Raw genomic sequence first — 24880 nt, 5'->3', positions numbered from 1 at the left:
AGCCGGACGCAAGCCAGGTACAGCACGAATACGTGGCGCCGCAAAGCGCGCTGGAACAGCAAATCGCAACCGTCTGGCAAGACGTGCTGAAACTGGAACGGGTTGGCCTCACCGACAACTTCTTCGAACTGGGTGGCGACTCGATTATCTCGATTCAAGTGGTCAGCCGCGCCCGGCAGTCCGGCATCCGCTTTAGTCCAAAAGACCTGTTCCAGCACCAGACGGTGCAGGCATTGGCGACTGTCGCGCAGACCGGTGACCCGGTGCAGGTAATCGATCAGGCTGCGGTGCAGGGCCCGGCGTTGCTGCTGCCGATTCAACAGGCTTACTTTGCCGACGCCATCCCGCAGCGTCATCACTACAACCAGTCGGTGCTGCTGCAACCGGCCCGTGCGCTGCAAGCGGCGCTGGTGGAGCAAGCATTGCAGGCGCTGGTGCTGCATCACGATGCGTTGCGGGTGATGTTCAACGAAAGCGCCGAAGGCTGGAGTGCCAGCCATCGCGACGCATCGATGCGCAATGATCTGTTATGGGTGCGCCCGGTGGCCGATGCTGGCGCGCTGGAAGTGCTGGCCAATCAAGCCCAGCGCAGCCTGAACCTGCAAACCGGACCCTTGCTGCGCGCCGTGTTGGCGACCCTGGACGATGGCACCCAGCGGCTGTTGCTGGTGATCCATCACCTGGCGGTGGACGGTGTGTCGTGGCGGATTCTGTTCGACGACCTGCAAACGGCCTACAACCAATTGCTCGCCGGGCAAGCCTTGCAATTGCCGGCCAAGACCAGCTCGGTCAAGGCGTTTGCGGAACAGTTGCAAGCGCATGCACGCAGCGCGCAATTGCAGCAGCAGTTGGCCTACTGGCAGGCGCAACTGCAAGGTGCGCTGGCTGACCTGCCGTGCCTCAACCCCGAGGCGAGCCCACAGAACGGCCAGGCCATCACTGTTCATACGCGCCTGGACAAACACCTGACGCGGCAACTGCTGCAGGAAGCGCCGGCCGCCTATCGCACTCAGGTCAACGACCTGTTGCTGACCGCCCTGGCGCGGGTGGTCTGCCGTTGGACCGGGCATGCAAGTACCTTGATCCAGCTTGAAGGCCATGGTCGCGAAGAGTTGTTTGCCAACATCGACCTGACGCGCACCGTGGGGTGGTTCACCAGTATGTTCCCGGTCCAGTTGTCGCCGGCGGCGGCACTCGGGGACTCGATCAAGTCGATCAAGCAAGGGTTGCGATCGATCCCGGACAAGGGGGTGGGTTTCGGCGCGCTGCGCTTCCTCGGTGACGAGGCCAGCCGGTCAGCCTTGCAAGCGCTGCCGGTGCCGCGCATTACCTTCAACTACCTGGGGCAGTTCGACGCCAGCTTCGATAAGGAACAGGGCGCGTTGTTCAGCCCGGCCAGCGAAAGCGCCGGTGAAGAGCAAAGCGCGATGGCGCCCCTGGGCAATTGGCTGAGCCTCAACGGGCGGGTATTTGATGGCGCACTGAGCCTGGGCTGGACGTTCAGCCACCAACAGTTCGAGCAGGCCACCATCCAGCAACTGGCCGACGATTATGCCGTGGAACTGGCTCTGTTGATCGGTCATTGCTGCGATCCTGCAAACCATGGCATGACGCCTTCCGACTTCCCGCTGGCCAGCTTTACCCAACCGCAGCTCGATAACCTGGGCCTCGCCGCCCGTTCGGTGGATGACATCTACCCGCTGGCGCCGATGCAGCAGGGCATGCTGTTCCACAGCTTGTACGAACACGGCAGCGGTCAGTACATCAATCAGATGTGCCTGGACATCGACGGTCTCGACCCACAGCGTTTCGAAGATGCCTGGCAGGCGGCGGTCGACGCCCATGACATTTTGCGCAGCAGTTTCATCTGGGAAGGCAGCGAGCAACCGGTGCAGGTGGTGCATAAACAGGTGCGCGTACCCTTCACCGCGCTGGATTGGAGCACACGCACGGATGCCCCGCAGGCCCTCGTCGAGTTGGCGTCCAGCGAGCGCGACCAGGGTTTCGACCTCGCCCTCGCGCCGCTGCTGCGGCTGGTGCTGGTCAAGACCGCTGAACAGCGTTATCACCTGATTTATACCCATCACCACATTCTGATGGACGGCTGGAGCAACTCGCAGCTGCTGGGCGAGGTGTTGCAACGTTACGATGGCCAGGTGCTGCCGCGCCCGGCGGGCCGCTATCGTGACTACATCGCCTGGCTGCAAGGGCGTGATGCCAAGGCCAGTGAAACGTTCTGGCGTGCGCAACTGCACGCGCTCGACGCGCCGACGCGCCTCGCCGAAAACCGTTTCGCCGCGCCGCAGCCGGCTGTCGAAACCAGCCATGCCAGCCTGTATCACTCACTGTCCCAACAGCAGACCCAGCGCCTGGGCGAATTCGCCCGCCAGCAAAAGGTCACCCTCAATACCGTGGTCCAGGCGGCCTGGTTGCTGCTCCTGCAACATTACACCGGGCATGACACGGTGGCCTTCGGCGCCACGGTGTCCGGACGCCCCGGCGAACTCAAAGGCGTCGAACAGCAGATAGGCCTGTTCATCAATACCTTGCCGGTGATTGCCAGCCCCCGGCCGGAACAATCGGTCACCAGCCTGCTGCAACAGCTTCAGGCCGGCAACGTTGCGTTGCGCGAGCATGAACACACGCCGCTGTTCGAGATTCAGCGCTGGGCCGGGCAGGGCGGTGAAGGCCTGTTCGACACGCTGCTGGTGTTCGAAAACTACCCGCTGGCCGAGGCCCTGCAAGCGCAGGCACCGTCAGGCCTGAGCTTCGGCACGGTGGGTAATCAGGAACAGACTAATTTCCCGTTGACCCTGGCCGTTAATCTCAATGAGACCCTGAGCCTGCACTTCACTTATGCCCATGCTGCGTTCCATACACATACAATCCAGCGCCTGGCTGAGCAGGTGGAGCACGTGCTCGCACAGATGGTGAGCCTGGCCGCCGACCGTAGCCTGGGCGATATCGACCTGGTTGGCGCGGCGACGCGCACCGTGCTGTTGCGCGACTGGAATGCCACGGCAGTGCCGGCCACCGACCCACGCCACGTTCATCAATGGTTCGAGTCCCAGGCTCGACGCACGCCTGATGCGCCGGCCCTGTTGGCCGATCAAGCGTCGCTGACCTATGCCCAGCTCAACCTGCGCGCCAATCGCCTGGCTCATGCGTTGATCGAGCGGGGTGTAGGCCCGGACGTGTTGGTGGGGCTGTGCATGCCGCGCAGCGTGCAGATGGTCGTCGGGCTACTGGCGATCCTCAAGGCCGGTGGTGCCTATGTACCGCTGGACCCCGCTTATCCACAGGATCGCTTGATGTACATGGTCGAGGACAGCGGCATTGCCTTGCTGTTGACCGAAACCAGCGTACAGCCGTACTTCGCTGACGTGGCCGTGGACTGCCTGCTGCTGGACGCACTGCCCGAGCGGTTCGATGGCTACGGCGAGCATGAGCCTTCGGTAACCGTCGACAGCCAGAACCTCGCCTATGTGATCTATACCTCCGGTTCCACCGGGAAACCCAAAGGCGTGACGATTCGCCATGGCGCCCTGAGCAACCATATGGAATGGATGCAGGGTTGCCTGAAGCTGAATCACAGTGACCGTGTCCTGCAGAAGACCGCCATCAGTTTCGACGCCTCGGTGTGGGAGTTCTGGTTGCCACTGATGAGCGGCGCGCAACTGGTATTGGCCGCGCCGCAATTGAACCTGGACTTGACCACCTTGTGGGTCGAGGTGGAGCGTTGGGGGATCAGTGTGCTGCAAATGGCGCCATCGTTGCTGCAGGCGCTGTTGCCGCTGGCGACCCGTGAACACCTGGCCTCCTTGCGCCTGCTGCTGTGCGGCGGCGAAGCGCTGAGTGCGCACCTTTCCCGCCAGGTCCTGGGCCTCTTCGATGGCGAGCTGCGCAATCTTTATGGCCCCACGGAGGCCACGATTGATACCAGCAGCCATGCCGTGGCGGCCACTGTCGAAGACGACGGGCGAATCATCGCCATCGGTCGTCCGATCAACAACGTATGCACCTATGTGCTGGACGGCGCCTTGCAGCCTTGCGCCGTGGGGGCGATTGGCGAGTTGTACATCGGTGGTGAATCCCTGGCCCGTGGTTATCACCAGCGTCCAGGGCTGACCGCCGAGCGCTTCGTTCCCGATCCGTTTGGCGAGTCGGCCGCTGCACGCCTGTATCGCACCGGCGACCTGGTGCGCCACGCCGAAAATGGCGTAATCGAATACATCGGCCGGATTGACCATCAGGTGAAAATCCGTGGCCTGCGCATTGAGCTGGGTGAAATCGAAGCCCGCCTCCACGCTCAACCTGAAGTACGAGATGCGGTAGTGCTGGCTCGGGAAACGGCGACCGGCACGAGCCTGGTGGGTTGGCTTGTCAGCCAGGACAGCAGCCTGGATAGGGCGGCCGAGGCGCGCTTGAGTGAACAGCTCAAGGCGCGGCTGGCACAACAGATGCCGGACTTCATGGTGCCCACCCATCTGGTCTTCCTCGATCAACTGCCGCTTACACCCAACGGCAAACTCGACCGCAAGGCACTGCCCGCGCCGGATAACCGCGCGCTGCATTCGGCTTACCTGGCGCCGCAAAGCGATCTGGAATGCAAGGTCGCGGCCATCTGGCAAGGCGTGCTCAACGTTGAGCAGGTCGGTCTGGCGGATGATTTCTTCGAGCTGGGCGGGCATTCGCTGCTGGTGGTGAATGTGGTGTCGCGCCTGCAGCTCGAACTGGGCATGAAGTTAACGCCCCAATTGATATTCCAATTTCCGGTCCTCGGTGCGTTTGTCGCGCAACTGGAGCAGACCGGCACGTCAATGAGCACGTCAAAATTGAGCAAGCTTGAAGCGCTGCTTGATGAATTCGAGGAGGTTTGATGGACACCGCTGTCGCACAACGTATTGCCAGGCGCTTCATAACGCTGCCGCTGGAAAAACGCCGTCTTTACCTGCAGAAAATGCTCGAAGAGGACGTTTCCCCGGCGAACCTGCCGATTCCGCCTGTCAGTGCCGAGTTCGACACGTTGTCATTGTCCTTTGCCCAGGAGCGTCAATGGTTCTTGTGGCAGCTGGACCCGGAAAGCGCGGCTTATCACATGCCTACGGCCCTGCGCTTGCGCGGTCCATTGGACATTGCGGCGCTGCAACAGAGTTTCAGTGCGCTGGTCGCGCGCCATGAGAGCCTGCGTACCACCTTCGTGGTGCACGGCGAGCAAGTGGTGCAGCAAGTGCAGGAGGCTGCACCGGTAAGTCTGCAGGTGCAGCCTCTGGCCCAGGTGCCGGATGCGGCGCAACTGCGGCATTTGATCGAAGACGAGACGCGCCGGCTGTTCGACTTGCAGCAGGGGCCCTTGTTGCGTACGTGCCTGTTGCAACTGGGCGCGGATGACCATGTGCTGATTGTCACCTTGCACCACATCGTTTCCGATGGCTGGTCGATGCAGGTAATGGTCGAGGAGTTGGTCAAGGGTTACGCCGCGTTCAGTCGAGGGTTGAGCCTGGAACTGCCAGCGTTGCCGATTCAATACAGCGACTACGCCATCTGGCAGCGGCACTGGATGGAGGCCGGCGAGCGGGAGCGGCAGTTGCAATACTGGACCGCGCAACTGGGCGGCGAGCAGCCGGTGCTTGAGCTCCCGACTGACGTTGCGCGCCCGGCCGTGATGAGCTATCGCGGTGCCCGGCTGGAGTTGGATATCGACACCGCGCTGGCCTGCGGCCTCAAGCAGATGGCCCAGCGCGAAGGGGTCAGTCTGTTCATGATCCTGCTGGCCTCCTACCAGGCCTTGCTGCATCGCTACAGCGGGCAGAACGACATTCGGGTTGGCGTGCCGACCGCGAACCGTAACCGGGTGGAGACCGAGGGGTTGATCGGCTTTTTCGTCAACACCCAAGTGCTCAAGAGTGAGGTCGACAGCCAGGGCTCCTTCAGTGCCTTGCTGCAACAGGTCAAGCAGACTGCGCTGGATGCCCAGGCGCATCAGGAGCTGCCGTTCGAGCAACTGGTGGAAGCCTTGCAGCCGCAACGCAACCTGAGCCACAGCCCGCTGTTTCAAGTGATGTTCAACCACCAGACCCAAGGCCCGGCGGGCGAGGGGCCGGCCGGTGAATTGAAGGTCGAGGGGCTGCGCTGGGATACCCATAGTGCACAGTTCGACTTGACCCTGGAAACCATGGAGCGCCCCGATGGGCTGTCTGCGGCGCTGATCTATGCCACGGATCTGTTCGGTGCAGACACGGTTGCGCGGATGGCCGGGCACTGGCAAAACCTGCTGCAGGCAATCATCGCGAACCCGGCACAAAGCATCGGTGAGCTGCCGTTGCTTGACGCTGAACAGCGCCAAGCGCAGCTCGACGATTGCGTCCGCACGTCGGTAGCCACCCCGCAGGCGGGTTATGTTCATCGATTGTTCGAGGCACAGGTGGCCCGCTCGCCGGAGGCGCAGGCGCTGGTCATCAATGGCCAGCGCTTGAGCTACGGGCAACTCAATACCCGGGCCAATCAGTTGGCGGTGGAGCTGCAACGTCACGGGGTGGGCGCGGGTGTGCTGGTGGGCATTGCCGTCGAACGCAGCCCGCACATGCTGATCGGGTTGTTGGCAATCCTCAAGGCCGGCGGCGCCTATCTGCCCCTCGATCCCGCGTTCCCGCAGGATCGCCTCGCCTACATGATTGAGGACAGTGGCATCGACCTGTTGCTGACCCAACATTCACTGCTCAGCCAGATCCCGGTGCCTGACACGGTCACTACGCTGGTGCTGGATCAACCGGGCAATTGGCTTGACGGCCATGCCGGTGACGATCTGCCAACCCGGCTGGATCCGGAGCACCTGGCTTATGTCATCTACACGTCTGGCTCCACCGGCCAGCCGAAAGGGGTGATGGTGCGACATGGCGCCCTGACCAACTTTGTCGCAAGCATGGCCAGGGTGCCGGGCATGACCGCCCAGGATCGGGCGTTGTCACTGACCACGTTCTCGTTTGATATTTTCGGCCTGGAAATCTACGTACCCCTGATGGTCGGCGCGTGCATCGTGCTGACCGGCCAGGAGGTGGCGCAGGACCCGTACGCCGTGCTGGCCCTGATCGACGCCGAACAGGTCAACGTGGTGCAGGCGACTCCCTCGACCTGGCGCATGTTGCTCGACAATGAACAGGCCCACGTGCTCCAGGGGTGCACGTGCCTGTGCGGCGGCGAGGCGTTGCCCCAGGAACTGGCGGTGCGCATGCTTGGCCTTGGCGGTGAAGTCTGGAATCTCTATGGCCCGACGGAAACCACGGTCTGGTCGGCGTTGCACCGGCTGCGTCCGCAGGCTGCGCAACCTTGGCTGGGCGGGCCAATCGACAACACATCGCTGTACATCGTCGGTGCAGACCTGATGCCGGTGCCCTATGGTGTTGCCGGCGAATTGCTGATCGGCGGGGACGGCCTGGCGCGGGGTTACTTCCAGCGCCCGGGATTGACCGCCGAACGTTTTGTTCCCCATCCGTTTTCCAGCACCGGCGAGCGGCTTTACCGCACCGGCGACCTCGCACGTCAGCGCCCGGACGGTATCCTCGAATACCTGGGGCGGATCGACCATCAGGTGAAAATTCGCGGTTTCCGCATCGAGCTCGGGGAAATCGAAGCGCGCCTGCTGGAGCAGGACGCCGTACGTGAAGCCGCGGTACTGGCCCAGGATGCCCCGGGCGGCCAGGCGTTGGTGGCGTATGTGGTCCCCGCCGCCGAATGGCAGGGCCTGGATGCCGACGGCCAGGGTCGCCTGCGCGACAGCCTGAACGCCCGGCTCAAGGCCAACTTGCCCGACTACATGGTGCCGGCGCATATGGTGCTGTTGCCAAGGTTCCCGCTGACCCCCAATGGCAAGCTGGACCGCAGGCAACTGCCCAAGCCCGATGCCAGCCAATGGCAGAAAACCTACGTGGCTGCGCAGACGCCGGTGCAGCAAGCGGTGGCGGCGATCTGGGCCGAGGTGCTCAACGTGCCGCGGGTTGGCCTGAGTGACAACTTTTTCGAGCTGGGCGGCCATTCGCTGCTGGCGACCCAAATGGTTTCGCGGATTCGCCAGCAACTGCAAGTCCAGGTGCCTTTGCGCCTGCTGTTCGCCCATAACACCCTGCAAGCATTTGTCGAGGCGATGGCCCCGGCATCGTTGACTCCTGAACAGGCCATCCCGCGCGTTGCACGCGACCAGCCGCTTGCCCTGTCATATGCCCAGCAACGGCAATGGTTTTTGTGGCAATTGGAGCCCACCAGCAGCGCCTACCATATTCCCGCGGCCCTGCGTTTGCGCGGACACCTTGACCTGGCGGCCTTGCAACAGTGTTTTGACGCCCTGGTGGCGCGTCATGAGAGCTTGCGTACCCGGTTTGTGCTGGAGAACGAGCGTCCCGTACAACGGGTCGACGCGCCGGCACCGGTGGCGATTGCGCTTGAGTCGGCGGCTGCCGGGCTGGATGACCCTGGCCTGCGCGGCTTGATTGAAACTGAAACCCGCCAACTCTTTGATCTGCAGCGTGGGCCGTTGCTGCGGGTCAAGCTGTTGCAACTGGGCGCTGAAGATCACGTGCTGATCCTGACCCAGCACCACATCGTGTCGGATGCCTGGTCGATGCGGGTCATGATCGATGAGCTGATGCAGTTATACCGCGGCTTCAGTCAAGGCCAACCGGCGGCGTTGGCGGCACTGCCGATCCAGTATGCCGATTACGCACAGTGGCAGCGTCAGTGGCTGGCGGCGGGTGAGCAGCAACGTCAGCTCAGCTACTGGACAGAACAGTTGGGCGGCGAGCAACCGGTCCTTGAACTGCCAACCGACCATCCACGTCCGGTTCAGCAAAGCTATCGTGGGGCCCGGCTGCCGATCACCCTCGAGCCGTCCCTGGCCGAGAGTCTCAAGCGCCTGGCGCAGCAGCAAAACACCACACTGTTCATGCTGCTGCTGGCCGGCTTCCAGACCTTGTTGCACCGCTACAGCGGGCAGCAGGATATTCGTGTCGGGGTACCGATTGCCAACCGCAATCGCCTGGAAACCGAAGGGATGCTGGGTTTCTTCGTCAACACCCAGGTACTCCGGGCCGACATTGAGGGGCACCTGCGCTTTGACCAATTGCTTCATCAGGTCAAGCAGCGGGTACTGGGAGCACAGGCACATCAGGACCTGCCGTTCGAGCAACTGGTGGAGCTGCTTGCACCTGCACGCAACCTGAGCCATACGCCGTTGTTCCAGGCCATGTTCAACCATGCCAGTGATGCTCGTCGCGAGGCGATTGAACTGCCGGGGTTGAGCCTGGAGCAATTGACCTGGGATTCGGGCAGCGTGCAGTTCGACCTCTCCCTGGATACGTCCGAGTACAGCGAAGGTATCAGTGCCGCACTGTCCTATGCCTCTGACTTGTTTGAGCCAGCCACCGTCGCACGCCTGGGCGAACACTGGCTGAACCTGCTGCGCGCGATTGTGGCCAACCCCACCCAGCGCATCGCCGAATTACCGATGCTCAATGCGGTGCAGCGCCGGATGATGGTTGAGGACTGGAACCGCACGTTCGCCCACTACCCGAACCACCAGCCGGTGCACCACTTGATCGAAGCCCAGGTGGAGCGGGCCCCGCATGCCGTGGCGTTGGTGTTCGAGGGGCAGTCGTTGACCTATGCCCAGCTCAACGCGCGGGCCAACCGATTGGCTCATGCCTTGATCGCGCGTGGCGTAGGCCCCGATGTGCTGGTGGGCATTGCACTGCACCGCAGCCTGGAAATGGTGGTGGGCCTGTTGGCGATCCTGAAGGCCGGCGGCGCCTATGTACCGCTGGACCCGGAATACCCGCCGGAACGCCTGTCCTACATGATCGACGACAGCGGCATCGAATGGTTGCTGACCCAGCAAGCGCTGGTCGCAACCTTGCCGCTGCCGGAACGGGTGCGCACGCTGATACTCGATGGTGACGATGCCTGGCTGGCCGGTGAGGCGCAAGGCAACCCCGAGTCGCGGGCCGTCGCGCAAAACCTCGCCTATGTGATTTACACCTCCGGATCCACCGGCAAACCCAAAGGGGCTGGCAACAGCCACGGTGCCCTGACCAACCGGTTGTGCTGGATGCAACAGGCCTACGGGTTGCACGCCGACGACCGCGTGCTGCAAAAAACGCCGTTCAGCTTCGATGTGTCCGTCTGGGAGTTTTTCTGGCCGCTTATGACCGGCATCCGCTTGGTCGTGGCGTCGCCAGGGGATCATCGCGATCCACAGAAGCTGGTCCAATTGATCGAGCGCGAGGGCATTACTACCCTGCATTTCGTCCCGTCGATGCTGCAAGCGTTCGTGCTGGATGCCAATGTCAGCCGCTGCACCAGCCTCACCCGTATCGTTTGCAGTGGCGAAGCGTTGCCGATCGATGCGCAGCAGCAGGTCTTCGCCAAGCTGCCGGGCGCGGGGCTGTTCAATCTCTACGGCCCTACCGAAGCCGCAATTGATGTCACCCACTGGACCTGTCGTGACGAGGGCCGTGACGCCGTGCCCATCGGCGAGCCGATTGCGAACTTGATGACCTACATTCTCGACGCCGAGCTCAACCCGGTGCCCTGCGGCGTCAACGGCGAACTGTACCTCAGCGGCCAGGGACTGGCGCGTGGGTACCACCGTCGCCCGGAGCTGACGGCCGAACGATTCGTGGCAAGCCCGTTTGTCGCGGGTGAACGGCTGTACCGCACGGGCGACTTGGCCCGTTACCGCGTTGACGGGGTGATTGATTACATTGGCCGTATCGACCATCAGGTGAAAATCCGCGGCTTTCGTATCGAGCTGGGTGAAATCGAGGCCCGTCTGCTGGAGCACGGGGCCGTGCGCGAAGCCGTGGTGGTGGCGCAGGACAGCCGCAACGGCAAAGCCCTGAGTGGCTACGTCGTTACCCAGCCTGGCGCCGCCAGCGACTGGCCGGCACTGCGCGAGGCGCTGACAGCGCATCTGCGCCAGACCCTGCCGGAACACATGGTGCCGACGCACCTGACGCCGCTGGAAAAAATGTCCCTGAGCCCCAACGGCAAACTCGACCGCAAGGCTCTCCCGGTGCCAGACATGGCTGAGGTACAGCAGGACTTCGTGGCTCCCGCCAATGCAGTCGAAAGTGCCCTGGTCGAGATCTGGCAAGCCGTGCTCGGCGTGGCCCGGGTGGGCACTGCCGATAACTTCTTCGCCTTGGGCGGTGACTCGATCAATTCGATTCAAGTGGTCAGCCGTGCACGTCAGCAGGGAATCGGCCTGGCCCCCAAGGACCTGTTCCTGCACCAGAACATCCAGGCGCTGGCCCGGGCTGCGAGCGCCGATCAAGCCGCAACGATCGATCAGGGGCCGGTCAGCGGTGACAGCCATCTGGTTCCGATGCAGCACTGGTTCTTCGCCAATGACATGGCGCACCGTGACCACTGGAACCAGTCGCTGATGCTGACCCCGCGCGAGCCATTGGACGGCGCATGTCTGCAGCAGGCCCTTGAGCACGTGGTGGCCCATCATGACGCCTTGCGCTTGCGCTTCGTGCAATCGGGCGATGGTACCTGGCAGGCCAGCCATGAGGCCGTCGGCGCGCAACCGGTAGGCCTCTGGCAGCGCCAGGCAGAGAACGCCGATGAGATCATCGCCATTGCCAACCAGGCGCAACGCAGCCTCGACCTGCAACACGGCCCGCTGCTGCGTTGCAGCCTGATCGCAGTGCAGGACGGCAGTTCGCGCCTGCATCTGGCGATTCACCATCTGGTGATGGACGGTGTGTCGTGGCGCGTGCTGCTGGAAGACTTGCAAACGGCCTACCGGCAGCTGGCGGTAAACCAGCCTGTGGTGTTGCCACCCAAGTCCACCGCGTTCAAGGCGTGGGCCGAGCAGTTGCAGGGCTACGCCCACAGCGAAAGGCTGGCTCGGGAGTTGAGTTACTGGACCGGGCAACAGGCCCATGCGTTGCCGGAACTGCCACGGGCGCGGCCTGAGGGCAGCCAGGCTTCGGTGCATGGCCATTCGGTCAACACGCGTCTGGATACAGAACAGACTCGGCGCCTGCTCAAGCAGGCACCGTCGGCCTATCGCACCCAGGTCAACGACCTTTTGCTCAGTGCCCTGGCGCAGGTGATTTGCCAGTGGACTGCGCAACCTGCGTGCCTGGTGCAACTGGAAGGCCATGGCCGTGAGGAACTGTTCGGCGACGTCGACCTGAGCCGCACGTTGGGCTGGTTCACCAGCCTGTTCCCGGTGGTATTGACCCCATCGGTGCACGCGGCAGACACCATCAAGGGCATCAAGGAACAGCTGCGCGCGGTGCCGAACAAGGGCCTGGGTTATGGCGTGCTGCGTTACCTCGGTGCAGAGGATGTCCGCTCGCGTCTGGCGAAACTCGCGCAGGCCCGGATTACCTTCAACTACCTCGGCCAGTTCGACCAGAGCTTTGATGAGCAGGCGTTATTCGCGCCGAGCGAGGAGGGCAGCGGGGCTGGGCACGCTGATGACGTGGCGCTGGGCAACTGGCTGACCATCGATGGCCGGGTGTACAACGGCCAGTTGTCCCTGGACTGGACCTTCAGCCGCGAAGTTTTTGATGAGGCCACCGTCCAGCAATTGGCCGATGCCTACGGCGTCGCGTTGCAGGCACTGATAGAGCATTGCTGCGGCGAAGAGCATCAGGGCCTGACGCCGTCTGACTTCCCGCTGGCCCGTTTGACCCAGGCGCACCTTGACGGCTTGCCGGTGCCCGTGGCGCAGGTGCAAGACGTCTATGCGTTGTCACCGATGCAAGAAGGCATGCTGTTCCACACCCTGGCCGACGACAGCAGCGGTTTGTACATCAACCAGATCAGCCTGCCGGTACACGGGCTGGATACCGAACGCTTCGCCGCAGCCTGGCAATCGGTGATTGAGCGTGAGGACATTCTGCGGACCAGCTTTCACTGGCAGGATGGCTTGAGCGCCCCGGTGCAAATTGTCCACCGCCAGGCCGAATTGCCGCTGCTGATCGAAGACTGGCGCGGCCGGGACATCAGCGAACAGGCGATCGGCGCGCGCGCAACGGCTGATTACCTGCAAGGGTTCGATCTGGCCCGTGCGCCGTTGCAGCGTGTGCTGTTGCTGCGGCTTGAGGACGACCGCTACCAGATGATCTGGACCTGCCATCACATCCTGATGGACGGCTGGAGCAGTTCGCGACTGTTTGGCGAGGTAATGCAGTTTTATGCCCAGGGCCACGTGCCGACACGCAACGGTCGTTACCGCGAGTTCATCGAATGGCTGCAACGCCAGGATCAACGGGCGCTGGAGGGCTTCTGGAGAAGCCGTCTTGCGACGCTGGAGCAGGCCACCTCGCTGAACCAGGCGATGTTCCCGCGGCATGTCGAGGATTTGCCCGGGCACCAGGCGCTTTACTCACGTTGGGATGCGGTGCAAACCGCACGCCTGCAACAGGCTTGCCGCGCCTTGCAAATCACCCCCAACACGCTGATCCAGGGCGCGTGGCTGTTGTTGCTGCAACGCTTTACCGGGCAGAACACTGTGGTGTTCGGTGCCACCGTGGCTGGCCGTCCTGCGGGGTTGGCCAATGCCGACAACATCCTGGGGCTGTTCATCAATACGCTACCGGTGATCCAGACCCTGGAACCCGCGCAGCCGCTGGATCAGTGGCTGCAAGCGTTGCAGGCCTGCAACATGGACATCCGTGAGTACGCACACGCGCCGCTGGCGGATATCCAGCGCTGGTCGGGGCTGGGTGGGCAAGGGCTGTTCGACAGCATCATCGTGTTTGAAAACTACCCGATCGATGAGCGCCTGGGTGAGCAACAGGACACCGGCCTGAGTTTCGGCGAGTCGCGTAACCATGACGTGACCAACTTTGCGATGGACCTGGCGGTCAACCTCGGCGAACAGTTGTCGATCGAATATCTGTTCCTGCGCAATGCCTTCAGTGTCGAGGCGGTAGAGCAGATTCGCCGCTGCATGGAAGACACCCTCGAGGCCATGATCGTTACGCCGACGGCGCGCCTGGGCAACCTTCAGCGCCTTGGGGCCGAGCAGTGGCGAGCCTTTGAGCAGTGGAGTGCGGCGCCGAATGCCAGCTATCACGCGCAGCTCTTGCCGGAACTGATCGCACGCCATGCCCATTCGCGTGGCGAGGCGACGGCACTGGTGTGTGGGGGCGATTCGCTGAGCTACGGTGAGCTGGAACGTCGAGCCAATGGCCTGGCCCATCGCTTGATCGAGCTGGGGGCCGGGCCGGAAGTGGTGGTCGGGGTGGCCCTGGAGCGCTCCGTCGAGATGATCGTGGCGTTACTGGCGGTGATGAAAAGCGGCGCGGCTTATGTGCCGTTGGACATCGACTATCCGCCCGAACGCCTGGCGTTCATGATGCAAGACTCGGCGATGGCGCTGTTGCTGACCCATAGCCAGGTGCAGGCGCGCCTCCCGGCGGTGGAAGGCCTGGCGCAGCTGGCCATCGACACGTTTGACCGCGCCGGCTACAGCGACACGCCGCCCGCCAGCAGTTTGCTGGGCGCCAATCTGGCCTACTTGATTTATACCTCGGGCTCCACCGGTCGGCCGAAAGGCGTGGCAGTGGCGCATGGGCCGATGAGCATGCATTGCCAGGCCATCGCCGGGCTGTATGACATGGATGAGCGCACCCGCGAGCTGCATTTCATGTCATTTGCCTTCGACGGCGCTCATGAGCGCTGGCTCAGTACGCTATTGAGCGGGGGCACGCTGGTGATCCGCGATGCCAGCCTGTGGACACCGGAGCAGACCTTCGACGCCTTGCATCAACACGGCATCACGATTGCCTGTTTCCCGCCGGCCTACCTCAAGCAGTTGGCCGAGTACGCGGCCCATAGCCAACAGGAACCACCCGCGGTACGGGTGTATTGCTTCGGTGGCGATGCGGTGCCGGACCAGACCTTCGAACAAGTGAAAGCGGCACTGCGTCCACAGTTCTTTACCAACGGCTATGGCCCCACCGAAACCGTGGTCACGCCGATGCTCTGGAAGGTCCCGGTCGACACCCGGTGCGAGGCCGCCTATGCGCCGATCGGGCGTGCTGTCGGCGAGCGCGCGCTGTACGTGCTGGACGAAGACCTCAACCCGCTGCCGCCGGGGATTGCCGGTGAGCTCTACATCGGCGGACAGGGCATTGCCCGCGGCTATTACCGTCGTCCGGACCTGAGTGCCGAGCGCTTTGTGCCGGACCCGTTCGGGTCGCCGGGCGATCGCCTCTACCGCAGCGGCGACCTGGTACGCCAGCGTGTTGATGGTGTGCTTGATTACGTCGGGCGTATTGACCACCAGATCAAGGTCCGGGGCTTTCGCATTGAACTGGGGGAAATCGAGGCGAGCCTGCGGCAACTGGACGATGTCAGTGACGCGTTGGTGATCGCCCGTGACAGTGCGTCGGGCAAGCAACTGATCGGTTATGTGGTGACGCCCGATGGCATGGCCATCGGTGATCGCCTCAAGGCGGACTTGCGCGCGCAATTGCCGGATTACATGGTGCCCACCCAGGTCATCTGCATGGCGGCGCTGCCTGTCACGCCCAACGGCAAGCTGGATCGCCAGGCCTTGCCGGAGCCTGAATTCAAGGGCGGCGAGTATGTTCCCGGCCGTACTCGTGACGAGCAACTGCTGGCACAGGTCTGGGCTGATGTGTTGCAAGTGGAGCGCGTGGGCATCACCGACAACTTCTTCGAGTTGGGCGGTGACTCGATCCTCAGCCTGCAAGTCGTCTCGCGGGTACGCAACCACCCTGAACTGAAGATGGACCTCAAGCTGCGGGACCTGATGCGCGGGCAGACCATCGAGGCGATTTTCGAGCAGCGTTCAAGCACCGTCGCCACGCTGATCGAGGATGTTTCGCAGGTGGCCGCCGAGGGCCAGTTCAACCTGATTCCGATCCAGCAGTGGCTGTTCGACCAGCGTATGAGCGAGCCGCACCATTACAACCAGGCATTGATGCTGCGTGCACGCCAGGCGCTGAATCTGCCGGCGCTGGAGCTGGCATTGCGCTGCATGTTGAAGCAGCACGACGCCCTGCGCCTGCGCTTTCGTGAGGTGGGCGCACGCTATTACCAGCATTACCAGCCGCTGGAGGACATGCAGGCGCAATGGGCCACTGAGCCCTTGTTATGGCAACACACCGTGGCCGATGAGGCGGAGCTTGAGCTGTACGCCGAACAGGTACAGCGCAGCCTGGACCTGCAAGACGGGCCGGTGTGGCGTACCGCTCATGTGACGTTGGGCAATGGCCAGGTGCGGGTATTGATGGTGATCCATCATTTGGTGATCGACACCGTTTCCTGGCGTTTGCTGCTGCAGGATTTGCAGGTCGCTTATGAGGCTTACCGCAATGGCCAGGCGCCGGCCCTGCCGATTCGTACCAGCAGCTACCGGGCCTGGGCCGAGGGGCTGCAAGCGTACGCGGCGAATTATCCGGCGCAGGAGCAAGCCTGGTGGCTTGAGCAGATCGACCAGCCGGGCAGTGAGCTACCGTGCGATAACCCGCGTGGCAAGAACCAGGTGCAGTACCAGTCGGTCGCGCTGATGGGCCTGTCGCAGGAGCATACCCAGCAGTTGCTCAAGCAAGTGCCTGCGGTCTACCAGACGCAGATCAACGATGTGTTGCTCGCCGCGCTGAGCCGGGTGTTGTGCCGCTGGAGCGGGCAGCCTTCGGTATTGATCCAGCTCGAAGGCCATGGCCGCGAAGACCTGGTCAAGGACATCGACCTGAGCCGCAGCCTGGGCTGGTTCACCAGCATGTTCCCGGTGCGCCTGGCACCCGGTGCCGGGGCTGACATCGGGAGCTCGGTGCGTGCGGTGCAGCGGCAATTGGCGGCCGTACCGAACAAGGGCCTGGGCTACGGCATCCTGCGTCACATGAGCGGTGTGTCGATGGCCGATACCTTGCGCCTGGCACCCCAGGCGCGTGTCACCTTCAACTACCTGGGGCAGTTCGACCAGAGCTTCGATGACAAGGCGATGCTGGTGCCGGCTCAGGAGAGCTATGGCAGTTGCTACAGCCCGCAGGCGGCCCTGGGCAATTGGCTGGAAGTGGTGGGGCAGGTGTATGACGGACGCCTGGCGATGCGCTGTATTTTCAGCACGCGCCGCTACCGTGCCGAAACCGTCGAACAGTTGATGCGAGAGTACCAGGCCGAACTGGAGGCGCTGATCAAGCATTGCGTGGCACAAGCGGCTTAAGGATTGAGGCCGATCCATCGTTATACAAAGAGGGGCCCTTGTGGCTCCTCTTTCGTCTGTGGCTTTTTCATAAGGAAACCTGCGATGTCCTTGCATCCGGAACTCAACGCCTTCCTCGACCTGGCGCAAGAAAGCCAGGCGGACGGTCCTGGGCCGTTTCACCTGTCAACGCCCGCCCAGGCTCGTGAGGCGTTCGAGCGCACCACCGCGCAACTGCGCTGGCAGGCGCCTGCGCAGGTGCGCTGCAGCCCCATCGAATTCACGGCACGCGATGGCGCGACGCTGGCGTTGCGTGTGTACCGTCCCGCTGACGTTTCGGCGCAGAGCCTGCCGGTGCTGGTGTACTTCCATGGCGGTGGCTACGTGGTCGGCAGCCTGGAATCCCATGACGGGGTGTGCCGCGAATTCTGCGCCAGAACTCCGTGTGCGGTGGTTTCAGTGGGTTATCGACTGGCGCCGGAGCACAGGTTCCCGACGCCGCTGAACGATGGCGCCGATGCCCTGGCCTGGCTGGCCGATAACGCTGCAGCCGAAGGCCTGGACCTCACCCGCGTGGCTTTCGGTGGCGACAGTGTGGGGGCCACGCTGGCGACGGTGCTGGCGTTGCAGTCGGTGCTCGAGCCCGCGACGCTGGCAATTAAACCCTGCTGGCAACTGCTGTGCTATCCGGTGACGGACGCTTCCACCCATAGCCCGTCGAGCGAGCTGTTCGGCGAGGGCTATCTGCTGGAGACCGAGACACTGGAATGGTTCTACCGGCATTACGCCCGGGAGGCGGCGGATCGTCTTGACTGGCGCTTCTCGCCGTTACTGGCGCCGGGGTACCCGGGCATGCCACCGGCGCTGATTGCGTTGGCCGGTCATGACCCGCTGCTGGATGAAGGGCGTGCCTATGCCCGACGGTTGCAGGAGCAGGGGGTGGCGGTGGAAGTGATCGAGTACACCGGGTTGATTCACGATTTCCTGCGCCTGCAGAGCGTGGTGCCGGATATCGACGAGGTGTACGGTCAATTGACCCAGGCATTGCGAGCCGCGCTGGCAGCTTGAGAACAGGCATAAAAAAACCGGGCCAGGCCCGGTTTTTTTGTGGGTGTTGCCTAGAAGTTGTACGTCACGTCAACCGAGGCGACGCGTTCCTGGCCGTAGTAGCAGCCGAACGAGTAGTTGCAGTGGGACACGTACTCGCGGTTGAACACGTTCTGCACGTTCAGGCTGGTTTCCACGCCACGCAGGCTTGGCGATACCTTGCTCAGGTCGTAGCTGACGGTGGTGTCATAGACCACAAAGCCCGGGACCTCGAACGAGTTGGCAGCATCACCGGGTTTGGGGCCGGTGTAGCGGGCGCCGGCACCGAAGGTCAGGCCATTGAGCACCGCCTGGGTGAAGTGGTAGTCAACCCACAGCGATGCCGAAACCGGAGCCTGTTGCTCGGTGCGGTTACCGGTGTTGCCGTAGTTGTTCTTGATGTAGAACGCGTCGAGGTAGGACGCAGCAGCCAGTACGTCGACGTTGGCAATCGTCGATTTGACTTCCAGTTCAACACCGCGGGAGCGAACCTGGCCTTGCTGGACCGAGTACTGGGTGTACTCGTTATCCTGGCTCAACACGTTTTTCTGCTTGATCTGGTACACGGAAGCCGTGATCAGCGTCTTCTCGAACGGCTGGTACTTCACACCCACTTCGTACTGTTCGCCTTCGGTCGGCGCGAAGGCCTTGCCGCCACGTTCGGGCGCGGTAGTGCCAACGGTCGGCAGGAAGGATTCGGAGTAGCTGACGTACGGCGCCAGCCCGAAGTCGGTGACATAGGTCAGGCCGACACGGCCGGTGAACTTGTTGTCACGCTGTTCGGTGATGGAGTTTGCAATCAGGTCCTTGTTTTCAACTTCAGCCCAGTCCTGACGGCCACCAATGGTCAGGATCCACTTGTCCAGTTTGATCTGGTCCTGCAGGTAGACGCCGGTCTGGCGCACGGTGTTGTCCCACTTGGTGGTTTTTTCCGGGGTCAGGCTGCTGGTGTCGTAGTTGTTGTTTTCACCGTAGAGGTTGATCGGCAGTACGTTGTAGGCGTTGTAACCGGTGTATTTGCGGTTGAAGTTGCGATAGTCCAGGCCGACCAGGGTGGTGTGCTCCAGCGCGCCGGTGTTGAATTTGTATTCCAGGTTGTTATCGATGGTGTAGGCGGTGTTGTGCTGGCGCCAGTCGAGTTTGACACGGTTGGCCCGGGTCTGGTCGACCGCGCCGGTGACTGCATCGGTGACGAAGCTGCGCAGGTAGAAGCCTTTGTAGTCGTCGCGTACGTCGGTGTAGCGGGCGGTGGAGCGACCTTTCAGGTTTTCGCTGAAGCTGTGGGTCAAGTCGTAGCCCAGGATGAACTGGTCACGTTTGTAGTCGTTGTATTTCGAGTCGCCGGAGAAGAAGTTGCGGTCGATGCGTTTGCCGTTGGGGCCGCGCTCGAGAGAGCCGATCATTGGCAACGCCTGATAGTCTTCCAGGCCTCGGTCCCGCTGGATCTGCGCCAGTACGGTCAGGGATGTGTCGTCGTTCGGGGCCCAGGTCAGGCTGGGTGCCAGCAGCATGCGTTCGCTGTGGGTATGATCGACCTGCTGGTTGCCTTTCTTCGCGACGCCGACGATGCGATAGCTGAACTCTTTCTGATCGTCGAGCGGGCCGCTGGTGTCGAATGCGCCGTTGACCCGGTTGTAGCTGCCGGCACCGATCTTGACCTCGCTGCGTTGTTCGGTGGTCGGTCGCTTGGAGACCATGTTGATCAGGCCGCCTGGCTGGTTCTGGCCAAAGAGCACCGACGATGGGCCCTTGAGCACTTCGATGCGCTCCAGGGTATACGGATCGATTTGCGGGGCGCCGCCGAGGCTGCCGGCATAGGGCAAGTAAGCGCCGTCCAGGTACAGCTGGGTAGGGGCGAAGCCACGGCTGGTGATTTCGTCGGCGATCGCGTTGCGGTCGGTGAAGCCGCCGGTGTTCAGGCCTGGCGTGTAGCGCAAGGCCTGGGTCAGGTTGAGTGCGCCCTGGGTTTCGATCTGTTTAGCGGTGACCACGTTGACGGTTTGCGGGATTTCCAGGAGGGGCGTATCGGTCTTGGTGCCGGTGGCGCTGCGGGTGGCAACGTAGCCGTCCACAGGGCCGTAGGCCGATTCAACAGCCTGGCCACTGATGGTGGTGGCACCCAGCTCCAGTGAATCACCCGTTGCCCGGGCACGTACGGTGACGGTGTTGGCTTGAACGGTGAACACAGCGCCGGTCCCCACCAGCATCTGCGACAACGCCTGTTCAGGCGACAACCGGCCGCTCACCGGCTGGCTGTGCTGGCCCTTTACATCATCGGCGCTGTACAGCACTTGCATGTTCGACTGGGTGCCCAGCGCCTGCAGGGCGCTTGCCAGTGATTGTGCCGGGATATTGAAGTTGATCTCCTGGGCCTGAACCTGCGCACTGAACGGCAACGCCAGCGCCATGCTGAACGCGGTGGCGCTGAAGCCCGGCTGCAGCATACGGCGCATGAACAAGGCTTTGGTAAAACGTGGAATCCCCGCAATTGCTGACATTGTGCTCACTCTTACTGGTTTTAATGGTTGCGTAGTTGTTAGCGATTCTTAATTAGACGCACGAGGCCGAAAAAACCAGAATGAGAATCTAACTTATTCATGCCGGTTGCAGTTCGGTGGCTACTTTCCCGGCTTCCATGCGGACCAGTTGGTCGGCAATGTCGAAGTAACGATCGTCGTGGGAAATCACGATGATGGTTTTGCCCAGGCGCTTGAGATCCGGCAGCAGCTCGGTGTAGAAAATCCGCCGGAAGGTCGGGTCCTGGTCTGCGGCCCATTCGTCAAACACCAGCACCGGGCGTTCCTCCAGCCATGCATTGACCAGCGCCAGGCGCTTGCGCTGGCCGGTGGACAGGTCGGTGGTGGTGAACGAACCGTCACGCACGCTGACCTTGTGGCCGATTTCCAGGCGCTGCAGGTATTGGTTGGCATCTTCGGGAATATGGGTATCGCCCTGCACCACGTCGTCGAACAGGTAGTAGTCAGCGAAGATCGTGGTGAACAACTGGCGATAGTCGTCACGTGTCACTGCCGTCACGGGCTGCCCGTTGAGGCGGATTTCTCCCTGCTGCGGTGCGTACAGGCCTAGCAGCAGCTTGATCAGGGTGGTCTTGCCGCAACCGTTTTCGCCGACGATGAAGATGATGTCGCCTTGCTCGATCTTCAGGTTGACCGGGCCCAGGCGAAACGGTGCGCTGCCTACGGTGGCGGGGAAACTGTAGGACACGTCCGTCAATTCCAGGCTGTGCACCGGCGTACTCTGGTTGCCTTGGTCGCTGAGCAGCAGGTGGGGTTCGGGCGAGGAAAACTGCTCCGACAGCGCGGCGATACGGCGGAATGCGATCTGTGCGCGGCTGACGATTGGCAGGGTGCCGATCAGATGCTCCAGCGGCCCTTTCATGTACAGCAGCACCAGCACAAAGCCGCTCATCACTGATTTGTCGGCACTCGGCCACAGTGATTGCAGGGCGAGTGCCAGCCCGATGACCACGAAAAACAGCATGGAGCCGAGGGTCTTGGCGACGACGAAAATATTCACCGAACGAATTTGTGTGTCGCAGATTTTGTCGGCGGTGCTTTCTATCCCCGACACAAACATGCGGTGCCTGCGCGGACGATGGATGCGCAACTCCTTGGCGCCCTCGGCGATGGAATTGTAGTGTTTCTGCAGTTCGTCTTCGGCGTCGCGGGCCTCCATGAAGCCTTTGATTCCCCGGCCCCGGGCGATGTACTGGACGACCGTGCCGATGATGATCGCGACCACCATGATCAAGAACATCGGCCATGACAGCATCGCCAGGTAACCCATGCAGCCAAGGGTGACGGTCAGCGAAATGGCCAGCGGGGCGAAGGCGAACGCGAAATCGCTGATGGTGTCGACGTCGTGGGTGAGCACCGGGATCAGGCGGTGGCTGCGGTAGCGCTCAATCTGTTCGATGGGCGCCGACAGGACTTTTTCCCCAAGCTCCTTGCGCAGCCGGGCGATAATCTTTTGCCCCACATAATTGGTGCCGATATCGGAAAAGATCGAACTGACCAGTGCCAGCAGGCAGAGGCCGGCAAAGGCGCCGACCACGGTGTTGGTCAGGCCGTTGTCGGCGTGCAGCACGGTATTGATGGTCGCCAGCAATACCGTGACGCTGAGGCCGCCGACCATGCCGAGCAGAATGGAGCCGACAACGATCAGCCGAAAGGGTTTGAGCAGGGTGAACAATTCATTGATCACCCCACGTGTTGGTTTGCTCATGGAGGTTCCCTGCTTGAAGATCGGCCGGCTTCGGTCGCGGGCTCGGCCTGGGTGGCATAGAGGGCGGTGGTGCGCCGCAATGCGTTGCATGACGGGTCACACACACCTGTAAAACGACTGGGGGGAGGGTTAATTTAGAGGGCTGGCTGCCTTACAGATCCCGCACGACGCGAAAGCCGATCCAGTCGCCGCGGTTGTCCGGTACCAACGCATTGCGGTTGCCGGAGCGGGAGAACACGGGGGCTTCACCCCAGTCGTTGCCGCGGATGCGTCTGAACTGGCATTTACCGGTCAGCCAGGCGCTGCCGTCGCTTGGGGCGCCGACGTAATCATCGTTGTAGCAATCGGCTGTCCACTCGTAGACGTTGCCGTGCATGTCGTACATGCCGAACGCGTTGGGCGGGTAGCTGCCCACCGGGGACGAGTAGCTGTAGCCATCCGCCGGGCCGTAGGTGTTGGCATGCTGGGCAATGCTGTAGCCCTTGCCCTCGTCGAACGGGAAGGGGAACGGGCCGGTGGAGCCGGCGCGGGCGGCGTATTCACGTTGGGCTTCACTGACCATCTGGTAGTGATGGCCGGTTTTCTTCGATAGCCAGGCGACGTAGTTCTGCACATCCTCGAAGTCCATGCACACGGCAGGTTGGCGCGGCCCCTGGGGGTAGCGTGGCTTGCTGGCGACGCACTCGCGGCCGGGTCGTTCATCGCCATTGGCAATCTTGACCCCGGACTGGCGTACATAGCTGTCCCACTCGCCGGCTGTGACCTGGAAGCGGCTCATGGCGAAGGGCTTGGCAAAGGTGACCGGGTGCATCGGGCCTTCATCAGGCTCGCGGCCCACTTCGTCTTCCGGGGTGCCCATGGTGAACGTACCGGCGGGCAACACGACCATTTCCGGGCAGTCCTTGCAGTCCTTGAACACTTTACCGGGTGTCGGCGTGGCCGCCTGGGCCAGCCCGGGTAGCAGGGCACTGCACAGTGTTGTCAGAATCACTGCGGCCAGCGGTTTCAGGTGCGGGTGATGGTTCATGGGAGCATCTCGCTGAAATGGAAAAGAGGCGTCACAACCGTTGGCTCAGCAACGTCATGAAGCGCTGGATCTCGGCCGATGTGTTGAGCAGGCCCGGGGAAGTGCGAATCACCGGGCCGGCGTCCCGATATACCGAGTCGATCACTACCCGGTTTTTCATCATGTGGGCGGCCACGTCGCGGCTGTCCTGGCCGTTGACCCGGAAGAAGGTGAAGCCTGCCGACAACTCGCTGCTGCGGGGTGTCACCAGCTCTATCTTCGAGTGCGCCAGCAGTTGGGTCTTCAGTTCGTCGTTGAGCTGATGAATGCGTGCCTGTACCTGCGGCTTGCCCAACTGCAAGTGCAGTTTGAAGGCTTCATCCGCAGCCCAGCGATGTTCAAAGGCGTGGTAGCCGCCGGGTGTCATGGTGGTGGCGAAGTTGGTGTCTTCGGAGAAGGTCGGCACCATCGGTGTCACGTCGGTGTTCTGTTCCGAGCGGGCGCAAATGATCCCGGTGCCCCGCGGGCCGAACATCCACTTGTGGGTGCCGGCAATGAAAAAGTCGCAATGCATGTCCGGGAAATCGAGGTTCTCGACGCCAAAGCCATGCACACCATCGACCACGTAGAGGATGCGGTCCTTGTCGTCACGGTTGCGGTTGTGTTCATCCACCAGCTTGCCGATCGCGCCGATCGGCAGCTTGACGCCGCTGCCGGATTGCACCCAGGTCATGCCGAGCACACGGGTATTGGGGCGGATATTGCGCTCGATAGAACCGAGCACTTCATCGACGGACACCGAATGGGCGCTCTCGAACAATTTGATCTTGCGTACCTGGGTGCCTTCCTTGCGTACCCGGAAATCGAGGCTGTAGGCGGTGGCGTAATGTTCGTGAACAGTGGTGAGGATTTCCTGGTCGGGGCGTACCTGGATCCCGCCGTAAATCATCGCCAGGCCTTCGGAGGTGCTGCCGGTCAGGGCTATCTGGCCGGGCCTGGCATTCAGGTAGCGGCCGGCCCATTCGCGCACCTGGCCTTCACGCTTCCATGTCTCTTGCAGGTCCCAATCCATGGCCAGGCCGGGGTTGCGGTCGATCTGCGCGCGGTAGCGCTCGATGGCCTCACGCACCGGCTTGGGGTGCGAGGCCACCAGGAAATTCGAAAAGTGCAGGTAGTCCGGGTCCTGGGTAAACAGTTGGCGAAAGCCTGCCCAAGGGTCGCCAGGTGGTGCCGCATTGCCTGCCAGTGCCTGGGGGATGATGGCAGTGCCCAGCGGCAGGCTCGCGGCGAGAAGCCCGGCCTGCTTGAGAAACATACGGCGGTCGGTCATGAATTCACTTCATTCATTGAGGGTG

At 62.4% G+C, this 24880-nt stretch carries 7 protein-coding genes; 3 read left to right on the top strand and 4 right to left on the bottom strand.

Features of this window, described 5'->3' with window-relative positions; translation table 11 throughout:
• From JV201_RS19655 to JV201_RS19645, 3 genes are all read left to right on the top strand, one after another.
• The coding region (locus JV201_RS19655; RefSeq protein ID WP_219405946.1) for a non-ribosomal peptide synthetase at nt 1-4880 on the top strand (4880 nt) is incomplete at its 5' end.
• Nucleotides 4880-17209 carry a non-ribosomal peptide synthase/polyketide synthase gene (locus JV201_RS19650; protein ID WP_219405945.1) on the top strand — a complete coding sequence of 4110 codons (12330 nt, stop codon included), beginning with the start codon at nt 4880-4882 and terminating at the stop codon, nt 17207-17209. The genes JV201_RS19655 and JV201_RS19650, both read left to right, overlap by 1 nt.
• Before the next feature lie 84 nt (nt 17210-17293).
• A complete protein-coding gene (locus JV201_RS19645; RefSeq protein WP_219405944.1) occupies nt 17294-18256 on the top strand; it encodes an alpha/beta hydrolase in 963 nt (320 codons plus the stop codon).
• Between the two features lie 50 nt (nt 18257-18306).
• On the opposite strand, the gene JV201_RS19640 is transcribed toward JV201_RS19645, so the two are convergent.
• From JV201_RS19640 to JV201_RS19625, 4 genes are all read right to left on the bottom strand, one after another.
• The gene (locus JV201_RS19640; protein ID WP_003208546.1) at nt 18307-20772 is read right to left on the bottom strand and encodes a TonB-dependent siderophore receptor; all 2466 of its coding nucleotides are present in this window, start codon (nt 20770-20772) and stop codon (nt 18307-18309) included.
• 97 nt (nt 20773-20869) lie between these two features.
• Complete coding sequence (locus tag JV201_RS19635; RefSeq protein WP_102605426.1) at nt 20870-22519, bottom strand: cyclic peptide export ABC transporter; 1650 nt, start codon at nt 22517-22519, stop codon at nt 20870-20872.
• A 151-nt stretch (nt 22520-22670) separates the two neighbouring features.
• Nucleotides 22671-23546 carry a formylglycine-generating enzyme family protein gene (locus tag JV201_RS19630; protein ID WP_008434504.1) on the bottom strand — a complete coding sequence of 292 codons (876 nt, stop codon included), beginning with the start codon at nt 23544-23546 and terminating at the stop codon, nt 22671-22673.
• A 31-nt stretch (nt 23547-23577) separates the two neighbouring features.
• Nucleotides 23578-24855 (bottom strand): aminotransferase class V-fold PLP-dependent enzyme, encoded by a 1278-nt coding sequence (locus JV201_RS19625; RefSeq protein ID WP_219405943.1) that lies wholly within the window; start codon nt 24853-24855, stop codon nt 23578-23580.
• Between the last annotated feature and the right edge of the window lie 25 nt (nt 24856-24880).

Source organism: Pseudomonas sp. Colony2 (genome assembly GCF_019382755.1).
Lineage (GTDB): Bacteria > Pseudomonadota > Gammaproteobacteria > Pseudomonadales > Pseudomonadaceae > Aquipseudomonas.
The sequence above is the reverse complement of the archived record's forward strand: the minus strand, read 5'-3'. Positions and strand labels throughout refer to the sequence as shown.

Coding starts and splice junctions, on each gene's coding strand:
- JV201_RS19650 (WP_219405945.1), top strand. CDS start 4,880: ATGGACACCGCTGTCGCACAACGTATTGCCAGGCGCTTCATAACGCTG.
- JV201_RS19645 (WP_219405944.1), top strand. CDS start 17,294: ATGTCCTTGCATCCGGAACTCAACGCCTTCCTCGACCTGGCGCAAGAA.
- JV201_RS19640 (WP_003208546.1), bottom strand. CDS start 20,772: ATGTCAGCAATTGCGGGGATTCCACGTTTTACCAAAGCCTTGTTCATG.
- JV201_RS19635 (WP_102605426.1), bottom strand. CDS start 22,519: ATGAGCAAACCAACACGTGGGGTGATCAATGAATTGTTCACCCTGCTC.
- JV201_RS19630 (WP_008434504.1), bottom strand. CDS start 23,546: ATGAACCATCACCCGCACCTGAAACCGCTGGCCGCAGTGATTCTGACA.
- JV201_RS19625 (WP_219405943.1), bottom strand. CDS start 24,855: ATGACCGACCGCCGTATGTTTCTCAAGCAGGCCGGGCTTCTCGCCGCG.